General features: G+C 61.0%; 14 protein-coding genes. 1 reads left to right on the top strand and 13 read right to left on the bottom strand.

The window, feature by feature from the left end; genetic code table 11:
• Positions 1–6: 6 nt before the first annotated feature.
• The 5 genes from surE to LQ249_RS07760 are packed head-to-tail and all read right to left on the bottom strand — an operon-like array spanning position 7 to position 4,293.
• Positions 7–756, bottom strand: coding sequence for a 5'/3'-nucleotidase SurE (gene surE, locus LQ249_RS07780; protein ID WP_017844765.1), 750 nt, complete (start codon positions 754–756; stop codon positions 7–9).
• On the bottom strand, positions 744–1,802 hold the full coding sequence (gene truD, locus LQ249_RS07775) for a tRNA pseudouridine(13) synthase TruD (protein ID WP_046384456.1): 1,059 nt from the start codon (positions 1,800–1,802) through the stop codon (positions 744–746). Before truD ends, surE begins: the two co-directional genes overlap by 13 nt.
• Positions 1,799–2,272 carry a 2-C-methyl-D-erythritol 2,4-cyclodiphosphate synthase gene (gene ispF, locus LQ249_RS07770; protein WP_108525966.1) on the bottom strand — a complete coding sequence of 158 codons (474 nt, stop codon included), beginning with the start codon at positions 2,270–2,272 and terminating at the stop codon, positions 1,799–1,801. Before ispF ends, truD begins: the two co-directional genes overlap by 4 nt.
• A 54-nt stretch (positions 2,273–2,326) precedes the next feature.
• Complete coding sequence (gene fghA, locus LQ249_RS07765; protein WP_017844762.1) at positions 2,327–3,172, bottom strand: S-formylglutathione hydrolase; 846 nt, start codon at positions 3,170–3,172, stop codon at positions 2,327–2,329.
• Between the two features lie 8 nt (positions 3,173–3,180).
• Positions 3,181–4,293: an S-(hydroxymethyl)glutathione dehydrogenase/class III alcohol dehydrogenase gene (locus LQ249_RS07760; protein WP_057004721.1), complete on the bottom strand. Its 1,113-nt coding sequence runs from the start codon at positions 4,291–4,293 to the stop codon at positions 3,181–3,183.
• Positions 4,294–4,402: 109 nt separating this feature from the next.
• Here LQ249_RS07760 and LQ249_RS07755 point away from each other — a divergent pair, with 109 nt between their 5' ends.
• Positions 4,403–5,305 carry a LysR substrate-binding domain-containing protein gene (locus LQ249_RS07755; protein WP_046384458.1) on the top strand — a complete coding sequence of 301 codons (903 nt, stop codon included), beginning with the start codon at positions 4,403–4,405 and terminating at the stop codon, positions 5,303–5,305.
• A 111-nt stretch (positions 5,306–5,416) separates the two neighbouring features.
• Here the strand turns inward: LQ249_RS07755 and ispD are convergent, their stop codons facing one another.
• From ispD to dnaE, 8 genes are all read right to left on the bottom strand, one after another.
• Positions 5,417–6,124 (bottom strand): 2-C-methyl-D-erythritol 4-phosphate cytidylyltransferase, encoded by a 708-nt coding sequence (ispD, locus tag LQ249_RS07750; RefSeq protein ID WP_017844759.1) that lies wholly within the window; start codon positions 6,122–6,124, stop codon positions 5,417–5,419.
• Complete coding sequence (gene ftsB, locus LQ249_RS07745) at positions 6,121–6,399, bottom strand: cell division protein FtsB (protein ID WP_003172294.1); 279 nt, start codon at positions 6,397–6,399, stop codon at positions 6,121–6,123. The genes ispD and ftsB overlap by 4 nt, the downstream gene beginning before the upstream one ends.
• A gap of 171 nt (positions 6,400–6,570) precedes the next feature.
• Positions 6,571–7,860 (bottom strand): phosphopyruvate hydratase, encoded by a 1,290-nt coding sequence (gene eno, locus LQ249_RS07740; protein ID WP_017844757.1) that lies wholly within the window; start codon positions 7,858–7,860, stop codon positions 6,571–6,573.
• A 152-nt stretch (positions 7,861–8,012) separates the two neighbouring features.
• Positions 8,013–8,858, bottom strand: a complete 846-nt coding sequence (gene kdsA, locus LQ249_RS07735; protein ID WP_010563535.1) for a 3-deoxy-8-phosphooctulonate synthase — start codon at positions 8,856–8,858, stop codon at positions 8,013–8,015.
• Between the two features lie 5 nt (positions 8,859–8,863).
• The gene (locus LQ249_RS07730; protein WP_026139768.1) at positions 8,864–10,495 is read right to left on the bottom strand and encodes a CTP synthase; all 1,632 of its coding nucleotides are present in this window, start codon (positions 10,493–10,495) and stop codon (positions 8,864–8,866) included.
• A gap of 273 nt (positions 10,496–10,768) precedes the next feature.
• Positions 10,769–12,088, bottom strand: a complete 1,320-nt coding sequence (gene tilS / locus LQ249_RS07725; RefSeq protein WP_232566339.1) for a tRNA lysidine(34) synthetase TilS — start codon at positions 12,086–12,088, stop codon at positions 10,769–10,771.
• Between the two features lie 161 nt (positions 12,089–12,249).
• Positions 12,250–13,197 carry an acetyl-CoA carboxylase carboxyltransferase subunit alpha gene (locus tag LQ249_RS07720; protein ID WP_017844753.1) on the bottom strand — a complete coding sequence of 316 codons (948 nt, stop codon included), beginning with the start codon at positions 13,195–13,197 and terminating at the stop codon, positions 12,250–12,252.
• Between the two features lie 138 nt (positions 13,198–13,335).
• The gene (gene dnaE, locus LQ249_RS07715; RefSeq protein WP_046384461.1) at positions 13,336–16,857 is read right to left on the bottom strand and encodes a DNA polymerase III subunit alpha; all 3,522 of its coding nucleotides are present in this window, start codon (positions 16,855–16,857) and stop codon (positions 13,336–13,338) included.
• Between the last annotated feature and the right edge of the window lie 47 nt (positions 16,858–16,904).

Genomic DNA, 16,904 nt, shown 5'->3' with positions numbered 1-16,904 from the left:
GAGCCATCAGCGCAAGTCCTCCAGCCAGCCATCGAGACTACTGAAGGCATCACTGAAGGTGCGATCGAGCTGCAACGGGGTAATCGATACATAGCCTTGCATCACCGCATGAAAGTCAGTGCCCGGCCCACCGTCTTCGGCATCGCCCGCAGCGGCGATCCAATAACCTTCCTTGCCACGCGGGTCGACCACCTTCAACGGCGCCGCTGCGCGGGCGCGATGGCCCAGGCGCGTGAGCTGGATACCGCGAATATGCTCGAGGGGCAAGTTGGGGATATTGACGTTAAGCACCGTCCGGGGCGGCAGATCGAGGGAACCGTGGGCCTCCACCAGCTTGCGCGCGAAATGCGCGGCCGTCGGCAGGTTGTCCAATTGACGCGAGGTCAACGAAAAGGCAAACGAGGTCCGCCCCAGGAAACGCCCTTCCAGGGCCGCCGCCACCGTGCCGGAATACAGCACGTCATCCCCCAGGTTGGCGCCGAGGTTGATGCCCGACACCACCAGGTCCGGCTCCTGATCCAACAAACTGTTGATCGCCAGGTGTACGCAGTCGGTGGGGGTGCCGTTCACGCTGATATAGCCATTGGCCAGAACGTGCACGTGCAGCGGACGGTCGAGCGTCAGCGAACTGCTGGCGCCGCTCTTGTCCTGGTCGGGGGCAACCACCACGCACTCGGCGTAATCCGCCAGCGCAGCATGAAGCGCGGCGAGGCCGGGTGCGGTGGCACCGTCGTCATTTGATATCAGAATACGCATGGGCTGTCCGTCTGCCCCACCGGCACCAGATCAACAAGCTCGCGCACCAAGACAGTGGCGAAGCATCCGGCCGGCAGGACGAATTCCAATTGCAGAATGTCAGGCCCGGGATAATGCCACGTCAACCCGCCAATGGGCAGTCGCAGAATGCGACGTTCCTGGCTCATGCCGGCATTCACCAGCCAATCGCGCAGGTCGGCCTCACTGGCGGCAACCGCCTGCTCCAGCGCCTGGGTTGCACCGCTGGCTGGCGAATCGCCTTCGCCCCACTGCGGTCCGGTGGGGTGCAGATCGAGGATCGCCAGGCGCGGGTCGCTGCATTCAGCCTCCCCCGCCGGGAAAAAACTGCGGCTGTCGGTGAAGGCCAGCAGATCGCCGACCTGCGCACGCTGCCAGGAACCGTCCGCGACACGGGCCGCCAACACTTTGTTGAAGAGGTAACTGCGCGCCGTCGACAGCAACCGCGAACGCACGTTGCGCTGCTCCGGCAAGGCCTTGCGGGCCGCCCACTCACGCGCATCCACCACATTGCCGCCGTTGTGGCCAAAGCGCTGGGTGCCGAAATAATTGGGAATGCCGTGCTGGGCGATCAGTTGCAAGCGCGCATCGATGGCCGCGTGATCCCCCGCCAGTTGCGTCAGGCGCAAGGTAAAACCGTTGGCCGAATGAGCACCGCGTTGCAGCTTGCGCTTGTGGCGGCCGGTCTTGAGGATCTTGAGGGTGTCGTTTTCCGCGCCGCTCAGGTCCGGATCGGCCTTGCCCGGCAGTTGCACACTGAACCACTGGCGGGTCAACGCCTGGCGATCCTTGAGCCCGGCATAGCTGACGGTGCGCAACGGCACGCCGGCGGCCTTGGCGATCCGGCGCGCGGCTTCTTCGGTGTTGAGGCCACGCTTTTCCACCCACAGCCACAGGTGCTCACCCTCACCGCTCAGCGGGATATCGAGCACTTCGTCGACCTGGAAATCTTCCGCGGTAGCCTTCAGCACGGCGCTGCCCAAGGCCTCGCCATAGGCCCGTGGGCCCAGCAGTTGCAAGTCGTTCATGCGCGCAGCAACAAAGCGACGGAATGTACCGCGATGCCCTCTTCGCGACCGGTAAACCCGAGCTTTTCGGTGGTGGTGGCTTTCACGTTCACTTGATCCAATTCAATGTGCAGATCCGCCGCGATCAGCACGCGCATCGACTCGATGTGGGGGGCCATTTTCGGCGCCTGGGCCACGATGGTGTTATCGACGTTGCCGACCTTCCAGCCATTGGCGTGGATCAGGCCGACCACATGGCGCAGCAATACCCGGCTGTCCGCGCCCTTGAAGGTCGGGTCGGTGTCCGGAAAGTGCTTGCCGATATCGCCGAGCGCCGCGGCGCCGAGCAAGGCGTCGCTCAACGCGTGCAGCAGGACATCGCCGTCGGAATGAGCCAGCAACCCATGGTGGTGCGCGATCCGCACACCGCCCAGGGTGATGAAATCGCCTTCAGCGAAACGGTGCACATCGTAGCCGTGGCCAATACGCATAAAAAAACGCCCCGATTTAATTCAGGGCGTGATTCTACCTACTTTTGTCGCATATTAACCGAGCAAAGCACGGCCATGATGTCGCAAATGATCTTCGATGAAGCTGGCGATAAAGAAGTAGCTGTGGTCGTAGCCCGGTTGCAGGCGCAGTTCGAGCGGATGGTTGGCCGCTTTCGCCGCTTGCTGCAGGGCTTCGGGCTTGAGCTGCACCGCGAGGAAGTCGTCGCGGTCGCCCTGGTCCACCAGCAACGGCAGCTTTTCCGCGGCTTCGCTGATCAGCACGCAAGCGTCCCACTCGCGCCACTTCGAGCGCTCTTCGCCCAGGTAACGGGAGAAGGCTTTCTGGCCCCATGGGCAATCCATCGGGTTGTTGATCGGCGAAAACGCCGACACCGATAGGTAACGCCCGGGGTTGCGCAATGCACATACCAGCGCACCGTGGCCGCCCATGGAGTGGCCGCTGATACCGCGCTTCTGCGAAGCCGGGAAATGCGCCTCAACCAACGCCGGCAATTCCTGCACCACGTAGTCATGCATCCGATAGTGCTTGGCCCAGGGTTCCTGGGTGGCATTCAGATAGAAACCGGCCCCCAGGCCGAAATCCCAGGCGTTGTCCGGATCGCCCGGCACCCCAGGACCACGCGGGCTGGTGTCCGGCGCAACAATGATCAGCCCCAGTTCGGCCGCCATGCGCTGGGCGCCGGCTTTCTGCATGAAGTTTTCATCGGTGCAGGTCAACCCGGACAGCCAGTACACCACTGGCAGCTTGCCGCCCTGCTCCGCTTGCGGCGGCAGGTAGACGGCGAAGGTCATGTCGCAACCGAGCACCTCGGAATGATGCTTGTAGCGTTTATGCCAGCCGCCGAAGCTCTTCTGGCACGACAGGTTTTCCAGACTCATGGCCGACCTCAGAAGTGAATGACGGTACGAATGCTCTTGCCTTCATGCATCAGATCAAACGCTTTGTTGATGTCTTCCAGGCCCATGGTATGGGTGATGAAGGTGTCCAACGGGATCTCGCCGTTCTGGGCCATTTCCACGTAGCTGGGCAGCTCGCTGCGACCACGCACGCCGCCAAAGGCCGAACCGCGCCAGACGCGGCCGGTCACCAGCTGGAATGGACGGGTGGAAATTTCCTGGCCGGCACCGGCAACGCCGATGATCACCGACTCGCCCCAGCCTTTGTGGCAGCACTCGAGGGCGGCGCGCATCAGTTGCACGTTGCCGATGCACTCGAAGGAAAAGTCCACGCCACCGTCAGTCAAATCGACAATCACGTCCTGGATCGGGCGATCGTAGTCTTTCGGGTTGATGCAGTCGGTGGCGCCCAGTTGCTTGGCGATTTCGAACTTGGCCGGGTTGATGTCGATGGCGATGATGCGACCGGCCTTGGCTTTTACCGCGCCGATTACCGCCGACAGGCCGATACCGCCCAAGCCGAAGATGGCGACGGTATCGCCGGGCTTGACCTTGGCGGTGTTGATCACCGCACCGATACCGGTGGTGACGCCACAGCCGAGCAGGCAGACTTTTTCCAGCGGCGCGTCTTTAGGAATCTTCGCCACGGAAATTTCCGGCAGCACGGTGTACTCGGAAAAGGTCGAGGTGCCCATGTAGTGGAAAATCGGCTGACCCTTGTAGGAGAAACGCGTGGTGCCATCGGGCATCAGGCCTTTGCCCTGGGTGGCACGAATCGCCTGGCACAGGTTGGTCTTGCCCGACAGGCAGAATTTGCACTTGCCGCACTCCGGGGTGTAGAGCGGGATCACATGGTCGCCGACTGCAACCGAGGTCACGCCCTCGCCGATCGCCTCAACCACCGCACCGCCTTCATGGCCGAGAATCGACGGGAAGATGCCTTCCGGGTCGGCGCCCGACAACGTGTAGGCGTCGGTATGGCACACGCCGGACGCAACCACGCGCAACAGCACTTCGCCGGCCTTGGGCATGGCGACATCCACTTCTACGATCTCGAGGGGCTTCTTGGCTTCGAAGGCTACGGCGGCGCGGGACTTGATCATCCGGGTTTCTCCTGGGAGTTAAAAACTAAGACGGCGAGTGTAAAACATGCCCCGCTGATTAATAATCCAGGCAAAAGCAAAACTTTATTGCTGTACAGGGATAATCGTCATGCTGGAAAACCGCTGGGAAGGTATCGATGAGTTCGTCGCCGTCGCTGAATGCAGCCAATTCACCGCGGCGGCGGAACGCCTTGGGGTGTCTTCGTCGCACATCAGCCGGCAAGTGGCTCGCCTGGAAGAACGGCTGCAAACGCGCTTGCTGTATCGCAGTACGCGCAAGGTGACCCTGACCGAAGCCGGCCAGACCTTTCTGCAACACTGCCAGCGCCTGCAGGATGGCCGCGAAGAGGCCCTGCGCGCCGTCGGCGACCTCGCCAGCGAGCCCAAGGGCATGCTGCGCATGACCTGCGCCGTGGCGTATGGCGAACGATTCATCGTGCCGTTGGTGACGCGGTTCATGGGGCTTTACCCGCAACTGCGGGTGGACATCGAACTGAGCAATCGTCAGTTGGACTTGGTACACGAAGGCCTCGACCTGGCGATTCGCCTGGGACGCCTGCAAGACTCGCGCATGGTCGCCAGCCGCCTGGCGCCGCGCCGCATGTACTTGTGCGCGTCGCCGTCCTACCTGGCGCGGTATGGGCGGCCGCACAGTTTGTCGGAATTGACTCGGCACAACTGCCTGATCGGCAGCTCGGACATCTGGCAACTGGCCCAGGACGGGCGCGAATTTTCCCAAAGGGTGCAGGGCAACTGGCGCTGCAACAGTGGGCAAGCGGTGTTGGACGCGGCGTTGCAAGGGGTGGGCTTGTGTCAGTTACCGGACTATTACGTGCTCGAGCATTTGCACAGTGGCGCGCTGGTGTCGTTACTGGAAGCGCATCAGCCGCCGAATACGGCGGTGTGGGCGTTGTATCCGCAGCAGCGGCATTTGTCGCCGAAGGTCAGGAAGCTGGTGGATTATTTAAAGGCAGGGTTGGCCGAACGGCCCGAGTACGGTACTGAGCATTGATGGCGTTTATCGTTTATGTAGGAGCGAGCTTGCTCGCGAAAAACGTCAACGATAACGCGGACAATCTGGATTGAAGCGGCGCTCTCAAGTTTTTCGCGAGCAAGCTCGCTCCTACAGCCGATTGGCCCAGCGTAGTCGCAGCCATTCCAGGTCCTCGGGCCGGGTCACCTTGATATTGTCCGAGCGCCCTTCGATCAGGCGCGGCGCCTGGCCAGACCATTCCATGGCCGACGCTTCGTCGGTAATGACCGCATCGGCCACAAGGCTATCAGCCAGTGCACGGTGCAGCGCACCCAGGCGGAACATCTGCGGCGTGTAGGCCTGCCAGATCAAGCTGCGGTCAACGGTCTCGATGACGCGACCATGCTTGTCTACACGCTTGAGGGTATCGCGGGCCGGCACAGCCAGCAGGCCACCCACCGGATCGTCCGCGAGTTCGGCGAGCAGTTTGTCGAGATCATCACGACTCAGGTTAGGCCGCGCCGCATCATGCACCAAGACCCAATCATCATCGCTGGCGCCCAGGGCATTGAGCTGCAGCAACGCATTGAGTACCGAGCCCGAACGCTCCGAGCCACCGTCCGCCCGCTGGATACGCGGGTCAGCGGCACACGCGAGGTGAGGCCAGTAAGGGTCATCAACAGCAAGACTGACCACCAGGCCCTTGAGCGAGGGGTGGTCGAGAAAACAGCCAAGGCTGTGTTCGAGAATAGTGCGCCCGCCCAGTTGCAAGTACTGCTTGGGACGGTCCGCAGCCATACGGGCACCGATGCCCGCGGCAGGAATCACGGCCCAGAAGGCCGGCAAACGGTGATTCATTGGGCCAACTGGTAGAGGGTTTCGCCCTCCTTGACCATGCCCAACTCATGGCGAGCCCGCTCTTCGACGGTCTCCGTGCCTTTTTTCAGCTCAAGCACCTCGGCATCGAGAACGCGATTGCGCTCCAGCAGGCGTTCGTTTTCGGCGTGCTGGTCGGCAATTTGCTGGGTCAAGTCTTTTACCTGCGCAAAGCTGCCATTACCCACCCATAGGCGGTACTGCAGGCCAGCCAGCAACAAGAGCAAGACGAGGAACAACCAATTGGGACTGCGCATCGAATATCGGGTATCCAGTGAAAAAAGACCGCCATACAAAACTTTTGCAGCAACGGATAGCACGAAGCCTGGAAGACCCAGGCTTGTGCTTGATCGTCATCAGATTAGCGTCGAATTGCACACTCTCGTGATTTTTCCGACACAATCTGCCGACTTTTTACCATTTACTGATCAGCCGCGAAACTCGCTGCGACCGTTGTACTTGGCTTTACCCGCCAGTTGCTCTTCGATACGCAGCAATTGGTTGTACTTGGACACGCGATCGGAACGGCACAGCGAGCCGGTCTTGATCTGGCCCGCCGACGTGCCCACGGCCAGGTCGGCAATGGTCGAGTCTTCGGTTTCGCCGGAGCGGTGCGAGATCACGGCGGTGTAGCCCGCGGCCTTGGCCATCTGGATGGCTTCCAGGGTTTCGGTCAGGGTGCCGATCTGGTTGAACTTGATCAGGATCGAGTTGGCGATCTTCTTGTCGATGCCTTCTTTCAGGATCTTGGTGTTGGTCACGAACAGGTCGTCGCCCACCAGCTGGATTTTTTCGCCGATCTTGTCGGTGAGGATTTTCCAGCCGTCCCAGTCGGACTCGTCCAGGCCGTCTTCGATCGAGATGATCGGGTAGCGCTGGGTCAGGCCCTTGAGGTACTCGGCAAACCCTTCGGAGTTGAACACCTGGCCTTCGCCGGACAGGTTGTACTTACCGTCTTCGTAGAATTCGCTGGCAGCGCAGTCCAGGGCCAGGGTCACGTCGGTGCCCAGGGTGTAGCCGGCGTTGGCTACGGCTTCGGAGATGACTTTCAGTGCATCTTCGTTGGACGCCAGGTTCGGCGCGAAACCACCTTCGTCACCCACGGCGGTGCTCAGGCCACGGGCCTTCAGCACAGCCTTGAGGTGATGGAAAATCTCGGTGCCCATGCGCAGGCCTTCGGAGAAGGTCTTGGCGCCAACCGGCTGCACCATGAATTCCTGGATGTCGACGTTGTTATCGGCGTGCTCGCCGCCGTTGATGATGTTCATCATCGGCACCGGCATCGAGTACACACCCGGAGTGCCGTTGAGGTTGGCGATGTGGGCGTACAGCGGCAGGTCCTGGTCCTGCGCGGCGGCCTTGGCGGCGGCCAGGGACACGGCGAGGATGGCGTTGGCACCCAGGCTGCCTTTGTTTTCAGTGCCGTCGAGTTTGATCATCGCGTGGTCCAGGGCTTTCTGGTCCAGCGGGTCTTTGCCCAGCAACAGGTCGCGAATCGGACCGTTGATGTTGGCTACCGCCTTGAGGACACCCTTGCCCAGGTAACGGCTCTTGTCGCCATCACGCAGTTCCAGCGCTTCGCGGGAACCTGTGGAAGCACCGGACGGCGCGCAAGCGCTGCCGATGATGCCGTTATCGAGAAGCACGTCGGCTTCGACGGTGGGGTTGCCACGGGAGTCGAGAACTTCACGACCTTTGATGTCGACGATTTTTGCCATTGTTGTAAACACTCCAAAGTTGACGAAAATGCTCTATACCGCTCGATTTAACTTGTCGCGCACATTGCAATATTTGGAACGAACTTGCCAGTAATAGTGCCCTCTCGGGCCTCATCGCGAGCAAGCTCGGCTCCTACACGGAGAAATGGCGCTTACGCGGTCTCTACCGTCGGAAAACTCTTGACCAGTTCGTCCAACTGCTTGAGCTGGGCCAGGAATGGCTCCAGTTTGTCCAGGCGCAGGGCGCAAGGACCGTCGCATTTGGCGTTGTCCGGGTCCGGGTGGGCTTCCAGGAACAGGCCGGCCAGGGACTGGCTGATGCCGGCCTTGGCCAGGTCCAATACCTGGGCACGACGCCCGCCAGCGGAATCGGCGCGGCCACCCGGCATTTGCAGCGCGTGGGTCACGTCGAAGAACACCGGGTATTCGAACTGTTTCATGATGCCGAAACCGAGCATGTCCACCACGAGGTTGTTGTAGCCGAAGCTCGAACCGCGCTCGCAGAGGATCAACTGGTCGTTACCCGCTTCCACGCACTTGTTCAGGATGTGCTTCATTTCCTGGGGCGCGAGGAACTGGGCTTTCTTGATATTGATCACCGCACCGGTCTTGGCCATGGCGACCACGAGGTCGGTCTGGCGCGACAGGAAGGCCGGCAACTGGATGATGTCGCACACCTCGGCGACCACGGCAGCCTGTTCAGGCTCGTGGACGTCGGTGATGATCGGCACGCCGAAGGCTTGCTTGATGTCCTGGAAGATCCGCATGCCTTCTTCAAGGCCCGGGCCGCGATAGGAGGTCACGGACGAACGGTTGGCCTTGTCGAAGCTGGCCTTGAACACATAAGGGATACCCAGTTTCTGGGTAACCTTGACGTACTCTTCACAGACCTGCATCGCCATGTCGCGGCTTTCCAGCACGTTCATGCCGCCGAACAGCACCATGGGCTTGTCGTTGGCAATCTCGATGTCGCCTACGCGAATGATCTTCTGGGCCATCAGCTTCACGCCTTCTTCTGATGTTGCGTCAGTGCTGCTTTAACGAAACCGCTGAACAACGGGTGACCGTCGCGCGGCGTCGAGGTGAACTCAGGGTGGAACTGGCAGGCCACGAACCATGGATGATCCGGCGCCTCGACCACTTCGACCAGCTTGCCGTCACCGGAGCGACCGGAGACTTTCAGGCCGGCTGCTTTGATCTGCGGCAGCAGGTTGTTGTTCACTTCGTAGCGGTGACGGTGACGCTCGACGATCACGTCCTTGCCATAGCAGTCGTGGACCAGCGAACCCGGCTCCAGCAGACAGTCTTGCGCGCCGAGGCGCATGGTGCCGCCCAGGTCGGACGATTCGGTACGGGTTTCAACGGCGCCGGTGGCGTCTTCCCACTCGGTGATCAGGCCTACGACCGGGTGGCCGCTGGAATGATCGAACTCGGTGGAGTTGGCGTCTTTCCAGCCCAGCACGTTACGAGCGAACTCGATAACGGCCACTTGCATGCCCAGGCAGATCCCCAGGTACGGCACCTTGTGCTCACGAGCGTACTGCACGGCGGTGATCTTGCCTTCCACGCCACGCAGGCCGAAACCGCCTGGAACGAGGATCGCGTCGACGCCTTCGAGCAGCGCGGTGCCTTGGTTCTCGATGTCTTCGGAATCGATATAGCGCAGGTTGACCTTGGTACGGTTGCTGATGCCGGCGTGGCTCATCGCTTCGATCAGCGACTTGTACGCGTCCAGCAGCTCCATGTACTTGCCGACCATGGCGATGGTGACTTCGTGCTCAGGGTTGAGCTTGGCGTCGACCACGGCTTCCCACTCGGACAGATCCGCGCCGCCGCATTGCAGGCCGAAACGCTCGACCACAAAATCGTCCAGGCCCTGGGAATGCAGGATGCCCGGGATCTTGTAGATGGTGTCGGCGTCTTCCAGGGCAATCACCGCACGCTCTTCAACGTTGGTGAACTGCGCGATCTTGCGACGCGAGGAAATATCGATCGGGTGATCGGAACGGCACACCAGCACGTCCGGCTGCAGGCCGATGGAACGCAGTTCCTTGACCGAGTGCTGGGTTGGCTTGGTTTTGGTTTCGCCGGCGGTGGCGATGTAGGGCACCAGTGTCAGGTGCATCAGCATCGCGCGCTTGGCGCCGACTTCGAAACGCAACTGGCGGATGGCTTCGAGGAACGGTTGGGATTCGATGTCACCCACGGTGCCACCGATCTCGACCATCGCCACGTCGGCATCGCCCGCGCCCTTGATGATGCGGCGCTTGATTTCGTCGGTGATGTGCGGGATCACCTGGATGGTTGCACCCAGGTAGTCACCACGACGCTCCTTGCGCAGCACGTGTTCGTAGACACGGCCGGTGGTGAAGTTGTTGTTCTGGGTCATGGTCGTGCGGATGAACCGCTCGTAGTGGCCCAGGTCCAGGTCGGTCTCGGCGCCGTCGTGGGTGACGAACACTTCACCGTGCTGGAACGGGCTCATGGTGCCCGGGTCAACGTTGATGTACGGGTCCAGCTTGAGCATGGTGACCTTAAGTCCCCGCGCCTCCAGGATGGCCGCCAATGAAGCGGAGGCAATGCCTTTCCCCAATGAAGAAACAACACCGCCCGTGACGAATATGTAGCGCGTCATGAAAAACCCTAGAAGTCTGCGTTAAAGCGGTCCGAGCCGCCGGGGAAAGCGAAGGAAGGCCGAAGCCCCCGATCACCTGCATTAATCACAGTGCACCTTTCAAAAAAACCGCCGCGTGGTGACAGACCAGCAATGAAACACCGGTACGTTGATCGCTACACATTTTTTGGAATCGCCCAGCAAAGACTGCTTGGTAATCGGCAACTGCTGCGATTCAGGCGAATCCACAGAAGTTGTATCAAGAAGGGAGCGTAGTCTACCGGAAAGGCGCTATCAGCTCAAACCTTGATCGCAGGTCTGTGGCATCCAATGTAATTGCCAGCCGTCATTCGACGTCTTCCAAAGCCCTGCAAGGCTGGGCACAGCCAGCAATTGCTCGCCCCGATACAGCAGCGGCAATCTGCCACGGACAAAACCCGGCAGCCCACTTTCGTTGAGCAGACGCTTCAAATCGCGCCGACCGCGCCCCGGAATGTCGATGATTTCGCCGCCCTGGCGATAGCGAACCTGCAACACGCCCTCGGGAACCCGACCGATCAACCGGAGTTGGCCATTACCCGGTAACTCTAGCGGGTTTTGCGGCTGCGCCCAGCTCACCGATGCGTCGGAAAACTCCGACCAACTGGAGGGCAGCCACCAGATGCGCTCGCCGCAACGGTGCAGATCGCCGTTGGCCAAGCGCCACAGGGGTTGTGCATCGAGCTTGGCGTCGCGCAGGGAATGCCAGCCGGCCCAGTGGTCGCTGTCGGGTAAACGCGTCAGCGGGCTCAGCCAATGGCGCAGGGCGTTGCGTTGACGCGCGTCGGAAAGCTCACACAGCGGCGCCAGGGCCAAGGACGGCAAGGGCAGCCACGGAAAAGGCGAAGGCTGCTCGGCGGCTTGCAGGTCGATGTGCGCCAACTCGTCCAACAGACCTTGGGCTTCGCTCAAATGTTCAGCGGCGCGGGCCAGGTTGGCCACGGCCTGGGGCCAGCGCTCGGTCAGGCGCGGGAATACACGATGGCGCAGGTAATTGCGCGAAAAGCGGGGATCGGCGTTGGAAGGGTCTTCGATCCACGTCAACTGGTGCTCCTCGGCGTAGGCCTGCAGTTGCGCGCGTGAACTGCGCAGCAACGGCCGCAGCAGATGACCGCCCGCCAGCGCACGCTGCATCGGCATGGCCGCCAACCCTTGCACCCCCGCGCCGCGCAACAGACGAAACAGCAAGGTTTCGGCCTGATCGTCGCGGTGCTGGCCGATGAGCAACACTTCCCCTACCCCGACCACCTCACTGAATGCCTGATAGCGCGCATCACGGGCCGCACGCTCCAGGCTTGCGCCAGCCCGCACCTGCACGCACATCACCCGCAACGGCACGCCAAGGGCGTCACAGACCGACTGACAATGAGCGGGCCAGGCATCGGCCGCAGCTTGCAGGCCATGGTGGACATGAACAGCGTCGAGCGTAGGAAGCTTCTCAGTTTTGGCGAGATTTGCCAGGAGGTGCAGCAGGACGGTGGAATCAAGCCCGCCGGAAAAAGCGATATGCCAGGCCGAAGCGTTGCGCCAGGGCGCCAGGGTTTGCAGGAGTTTGGCGGAGAGTAATGGTTTCATCAGATGTTACCGCCGCAAACCTGGAATACGTTGGCCAAGCATACACAAAGCAAATGTGGGAGGGGGCTTGCTCCCGATTGCGGCAGGTCAGTCACCAGATGCATTGACTGACACTCAGCAATCGGGAGCAAGCCCCCTCCCACATTTTTTACGGCTGCGGTTTAGAGACCGTAGCTCATCAGGCGCTCGTAACGCCGGGCCAACAGTGCTTCGGTATCCAGCTTCTTGAGCATCGCCAGTTGCGAACCCAGTTCGGCACGGATGGTCGCGGCAGCGGCGGCCGGGTCGCGGTGGGCGCCGCCCAATGGTTCGGCGATGACTTTATCCACGATCCCCAGGCCCTTGAGGCGATCGGCGGTGATGCCCATCGCTTCGGCAGCGTCCGGCGCTTTCTCGGCGGTTTTCCACAGGATCGAGGCGCAACCTTCCGGCGAGATCACCGCGTAGGTCGAATATTGCAGCATGTTCAGTTGGTCGCAGACACCAATGGCCAACGCACCGCCGGAACCACCTTCACCAATCACGGTGGCAATGATCGGGGTTTTCAGGCGGGACATGACGCGCAGGTTCCAGGCGATCGCTTCGCTCTGGTTGCGTTCTTCGGCGTCGATACCCGGGTACGCGCCCGGGGTGTCGATGAACGTCAGGATCGGCATTTTGAAGCGCTCGGCCATTTCCATCAGGCGGCAAGCCTTGCGGTAGCCTTCCGGACGCGGCATGCCGAAGTTACGGCGGACTTTCTCGCGCACTTCACGGCCTTTCTGGTGACCGATCACCATCACCGGCTGGTCGTCCAGGCGAGCGATACCGCCCACGATAGCGGCGTCGTCGGAGAAGTGACGGTCGCCGTGCAGCTCGTCGAACTCGGTGAAGATGTGCTGAATGTAGTCCAGGGTGTACGGACGGCGCGGATGGCGGGCCAGGCGCGCAATCTGCCAACTGGTCAACTTGCCGAAGATGTCTTCGGTGAGCGAGCTGCTCTTGTCTTGCAGGCGAGCGATTTCATCGCCGATATTCAGCGAGTTGTCATTGCCGACCAGGCGCAGTTCTTCGATCTTGGCTTGCAGGTCAGCGATCGGCTGTTCGAAATCAAGAAAATTCGGGTTCATAAGCGTCCGTCTTGGGTCGACGGCCAAGGAGTGCCTGGCCAGCCGGTTGTCTATTCGCGCCCTACCTTAAGGGAGAGGCGCGTCTAGGTCGAGATTAAATGTTTGGTCGAGATCAGGCTATTTGCCATCACCTGATCGTCAACGGTATTGGAGGAAGACGTTGTCACGACCGAACTGGTCACGCAATGCTTGAATCAAGCCATCAGCGGGATCAATTCGCCAGGTCTCGCCGAACTGCAGCATGGCCTTGGCGTCGTTACCGGTGTATTCCATGGTCACCGGGCATGCGCCACGGTGGCGTTTGAGCAAGTCCCCCAACCAGCGCAGCTGATCGCCCTTGAGCGCCTCGGTCTTGACTTTCAAGCGCAGGCTTTCGGCCAGGTTGGTGCGCGCGTCTTCCATGCTCATCACGCGCTTGATCCGCAGGCGCAGGCCGCCGGAGAAGTCGTCGTTGCTGACCTCCCCTTCCACCACCACCATGGCGTCGGTCTGCAACAGCGACTGCGCCGAATGGAACGCATCGGCAAACAGCGACGCCTCGATCCGGCCGGAGCGGTCGTCGAGGGTGATAAAGCCCATCTTGTCGCCCTTTTTGTTTTTCATCACCCGCAGGGCGATGATCATGCCGGCGACGGTCTGGGTGTCGCGCGCCGGTTTCAGGTCGATGATGCGCTGACGGGCGAAACGACGGATTTCCCCTTCGTATTCGTCAATCGGATGACCGGTCAGGTACAGGCCCAGGGTGTCTTTCTCACCTTTGAGGCGTTCCTTGAGGGTCAGCTCCTTGGCCTTGCGATGGTTGGCGTAGACATCCGCGTCTTCTTCGACGAACAACCCGCCAAACAGGTCGGCGTGACCGCTGTCGTGGGTGCGGGCGGTCTGTTCGGCGGCCTTGATCGCTTCTTCCATGGCGGTCAGCAGCACCGCGCGATTGCGGTCGATATTCGCCTGGTAGGCCTTCGGCTCATCATGGAAATACGGGCCGAGACGGTCGAGGGCGCCGCTGCGGATCAAGCCATCGAGGGTACGTTTGTTGATGCGCTTGAGGTCGACCCGCGCGCAGAAATCGAACAGATCCTTGAACGGGCCGTTTTGGCGCGCCTCGGTGATCGCTTCCACCGGGCCCTCGCCCACCCCCTTGATCGCGCCCAGGCCATAGATGATGCGGCCTTCGTCGTTCACGGTGAACTTGAACTCCGAGGCGTTCACGTCCGGCGCGTCGAGGCGCAGCTTCATGGTTCGCACTTCCTCGATCAAGGTCACGACCTTGTCGGTGTTGTGCATATCCGCCGAGAGTACCGCGGCCATGAACGGCGCCGGGTAGTGGGCCTTCAGCCAGGCGGTCTGGTACGACACCAGGCCGTAGGCAGCGGAGTGAGATTTGTTGAAGCCATAACCGGCGAATTTTTCCACCAGGTCGAAAATGTTACCGGCAAGGTCGGCGTCGATATTGTTGGTGGCGCAACCCTCGATGAAACCGCCGCGCTGCTTGGCCATTTCCTCGGGCTTTTTCTTACCCATGGCGCGACGCAGCATGTCCGCACCACCGAGGGTGTAACCGGCCATGACCTGGGCGATCTGCATCACCTGTTCCTGGTACAGGATGATGCCGTAGGTCGGTGCCAGTACCGGCTTGAGGCCTTCGTACTGGTAGTCCGAGTGCGGGTAGGCCAGTTCGGCGCGACCGTGCTTACGGTTGATGAAGTCATCCACCATGCCCGATTGCAGCGGGCCCGGACGGAACAGGGCGACCAGTGCGATCAAGTCTTCCAGGCAGTCGGGCTTGAGCTTTTTGATCAGCTCTTTCATGCCGCGGGATTCCAGCTGGAACACCGCCGTGGTTTCGGCTTTTTGCAGCAGGCTGTAGGTCGGCTTGTCATCCAGCGGGATAAACGCGATGTCCAGCGGTGCTTCGCCGACCTTGGCACGGTCGCGGTTGATCGTCTTGAGCGCCCAGTCGATGATCGTCAGAGTCCGCAGGCCGAGGAAGTCGAACTTCACCAGGCCGGCCGCCTCCACGTCGTCCTTGTCGAACTGGGTCACCAGGCCATCGCCTTCTTCGTCGCAATAGATCGGCGAAAAGTCGGTGAGCTTGGTCGGCGCGATCACCACGCCACCGGCGTGTTTACCGACGTTACGCACCACGCCCTCGAGCTTGCGCGCCATCTCCCAGATTTCGGCGGCTTCTTCGTCGACCTTGATGAAGTCGCGCAGGATTTCTTCCTGCTCGTAGGCCTTTTCCAGGGTCATGCCGACTTCGAACGGGATCATCTTCGACAGGCGATCCGCCAGGCCGTAGGACTTGCCCTGCACCCGGGCCACGTCGCGGATTACCGCCTTGGCCGCCATGGAACCGAACGTGATGATCTGGCTCACGGCGTTGCGGCCATACTTATCGGCCACGTATTCGATCACGCGATCGCGACCGTCCATGCAGAAGTCGACGTCGAAGTCGGGCATGGAGACCCGTTCCGGGTTAAGGAAGCGTTCGAACAGCAGGTCATATTCCAGCGGGTCGAGGTCGGTGATCTTCTGCACATAGGCAACCAGCGAGCCGGCACCCGAGCCCCGGCCTGGACCGACCGGCACGCCGTTACTCTTGGCCCACTGGATAAAGTCCATCACGATCAGGAAGTAACCGGGGAACCCCATCTGGATGATGATATCCAGCTCGAAATTCAGCCGATCGACGTAGACCTGGCGCTTGGCTTCGTAATCTTCGGTGGTGTCCTTGGGCAGCAGGACCGAGAGGCGTTCCTCCAGGCCATCGAACGATACCTTGCGGAAATACTCATCGATGGTCATGCCTTCGGGAATCGGGAAGTTGGGCAGGAAGTGCTTGCCCAGCTTCACTTCGATATTGCAGCGCTTGGCGATCTCGACGGAGTTTTCCAGGGCCTCGGGCAGGTCGCTGAACAGCTCGGCCATTTCCTCGGCGCTTTTGAGGTATTGCTCTTCGCTGTAGTTTTTCGAGCGGCGCGGGTCATCCAGGGCCCGGCCTTCGCCGATGCACACGCGGGTTTCGTGGGCTTCGAAATCTTCCTTCTTGATGAAGCGCACATCGTTGGTCGCCACCAGCGGCGCGCCCAGCTTGTCGGCCAGGGCCACGGCGGCGTGCAGATGTTCTTCATCGTTGGGGCGGTTGGTGCGCTGGACTTCCAGGTAGAAGCGGTCAGGGAACACGGCCATCCACTCGCGGGCCAGCACTTCGGCTTCCTGCGGGTTGCCGCCCAGCAGCGCGATCCCGATTTCGCCCTCTTTGGCCGCCGAGAGCATGATCACGCCCTCGCTGGCCTCGGCCACCCACTCACGCTCGATGATCACCGCGCCGTTGCGCTGGCCGTCGATGAAGCCACGGGAAATCAGTTCGGTGAGGTTGCGATAACCGACGCCGTTCATCGCCAACAGGCTGATGCGGCTCAGAGGGTTATCCGGGTCTTTGTTCGACAGCCACAGGTCGGCGCCGCAGATCGGCTTGATGCCGGCGCCCATGGCGTTCTTGTAGAACTTGACCAGGGAACACATGTTGTTCTGATCGGTGACCGCGACGGCAGGCATGTTCATGCCCACCAGGGTTTTGACCAGCGGTTTGATCCGTACCAGGCCGTCGACCAGGGAGTATTCAGTGTGCAGGCGTAGGTGAACGAATGAAGCCGGCATAGTGATCCTGTCTTAAACGTAGAAACAACAAGGCCCGGGATTGTACC

Source organism: Pseudomonas sp. 7-41 (assembly GCF_021233075.1).
GTDB classification, from domain to species: domain Bacteria; phylum Pseudomonadota; class Gammaproteobacteria; order Pseudomonadales; family Pseudomonadaceae; genus Aquipseudomonas; species Aquipseudomonas veronii.
Note: the sequence above shows the minus strand (reverse complement) of the source record. Positions and strands in the feature narration are given on the sequence as shown.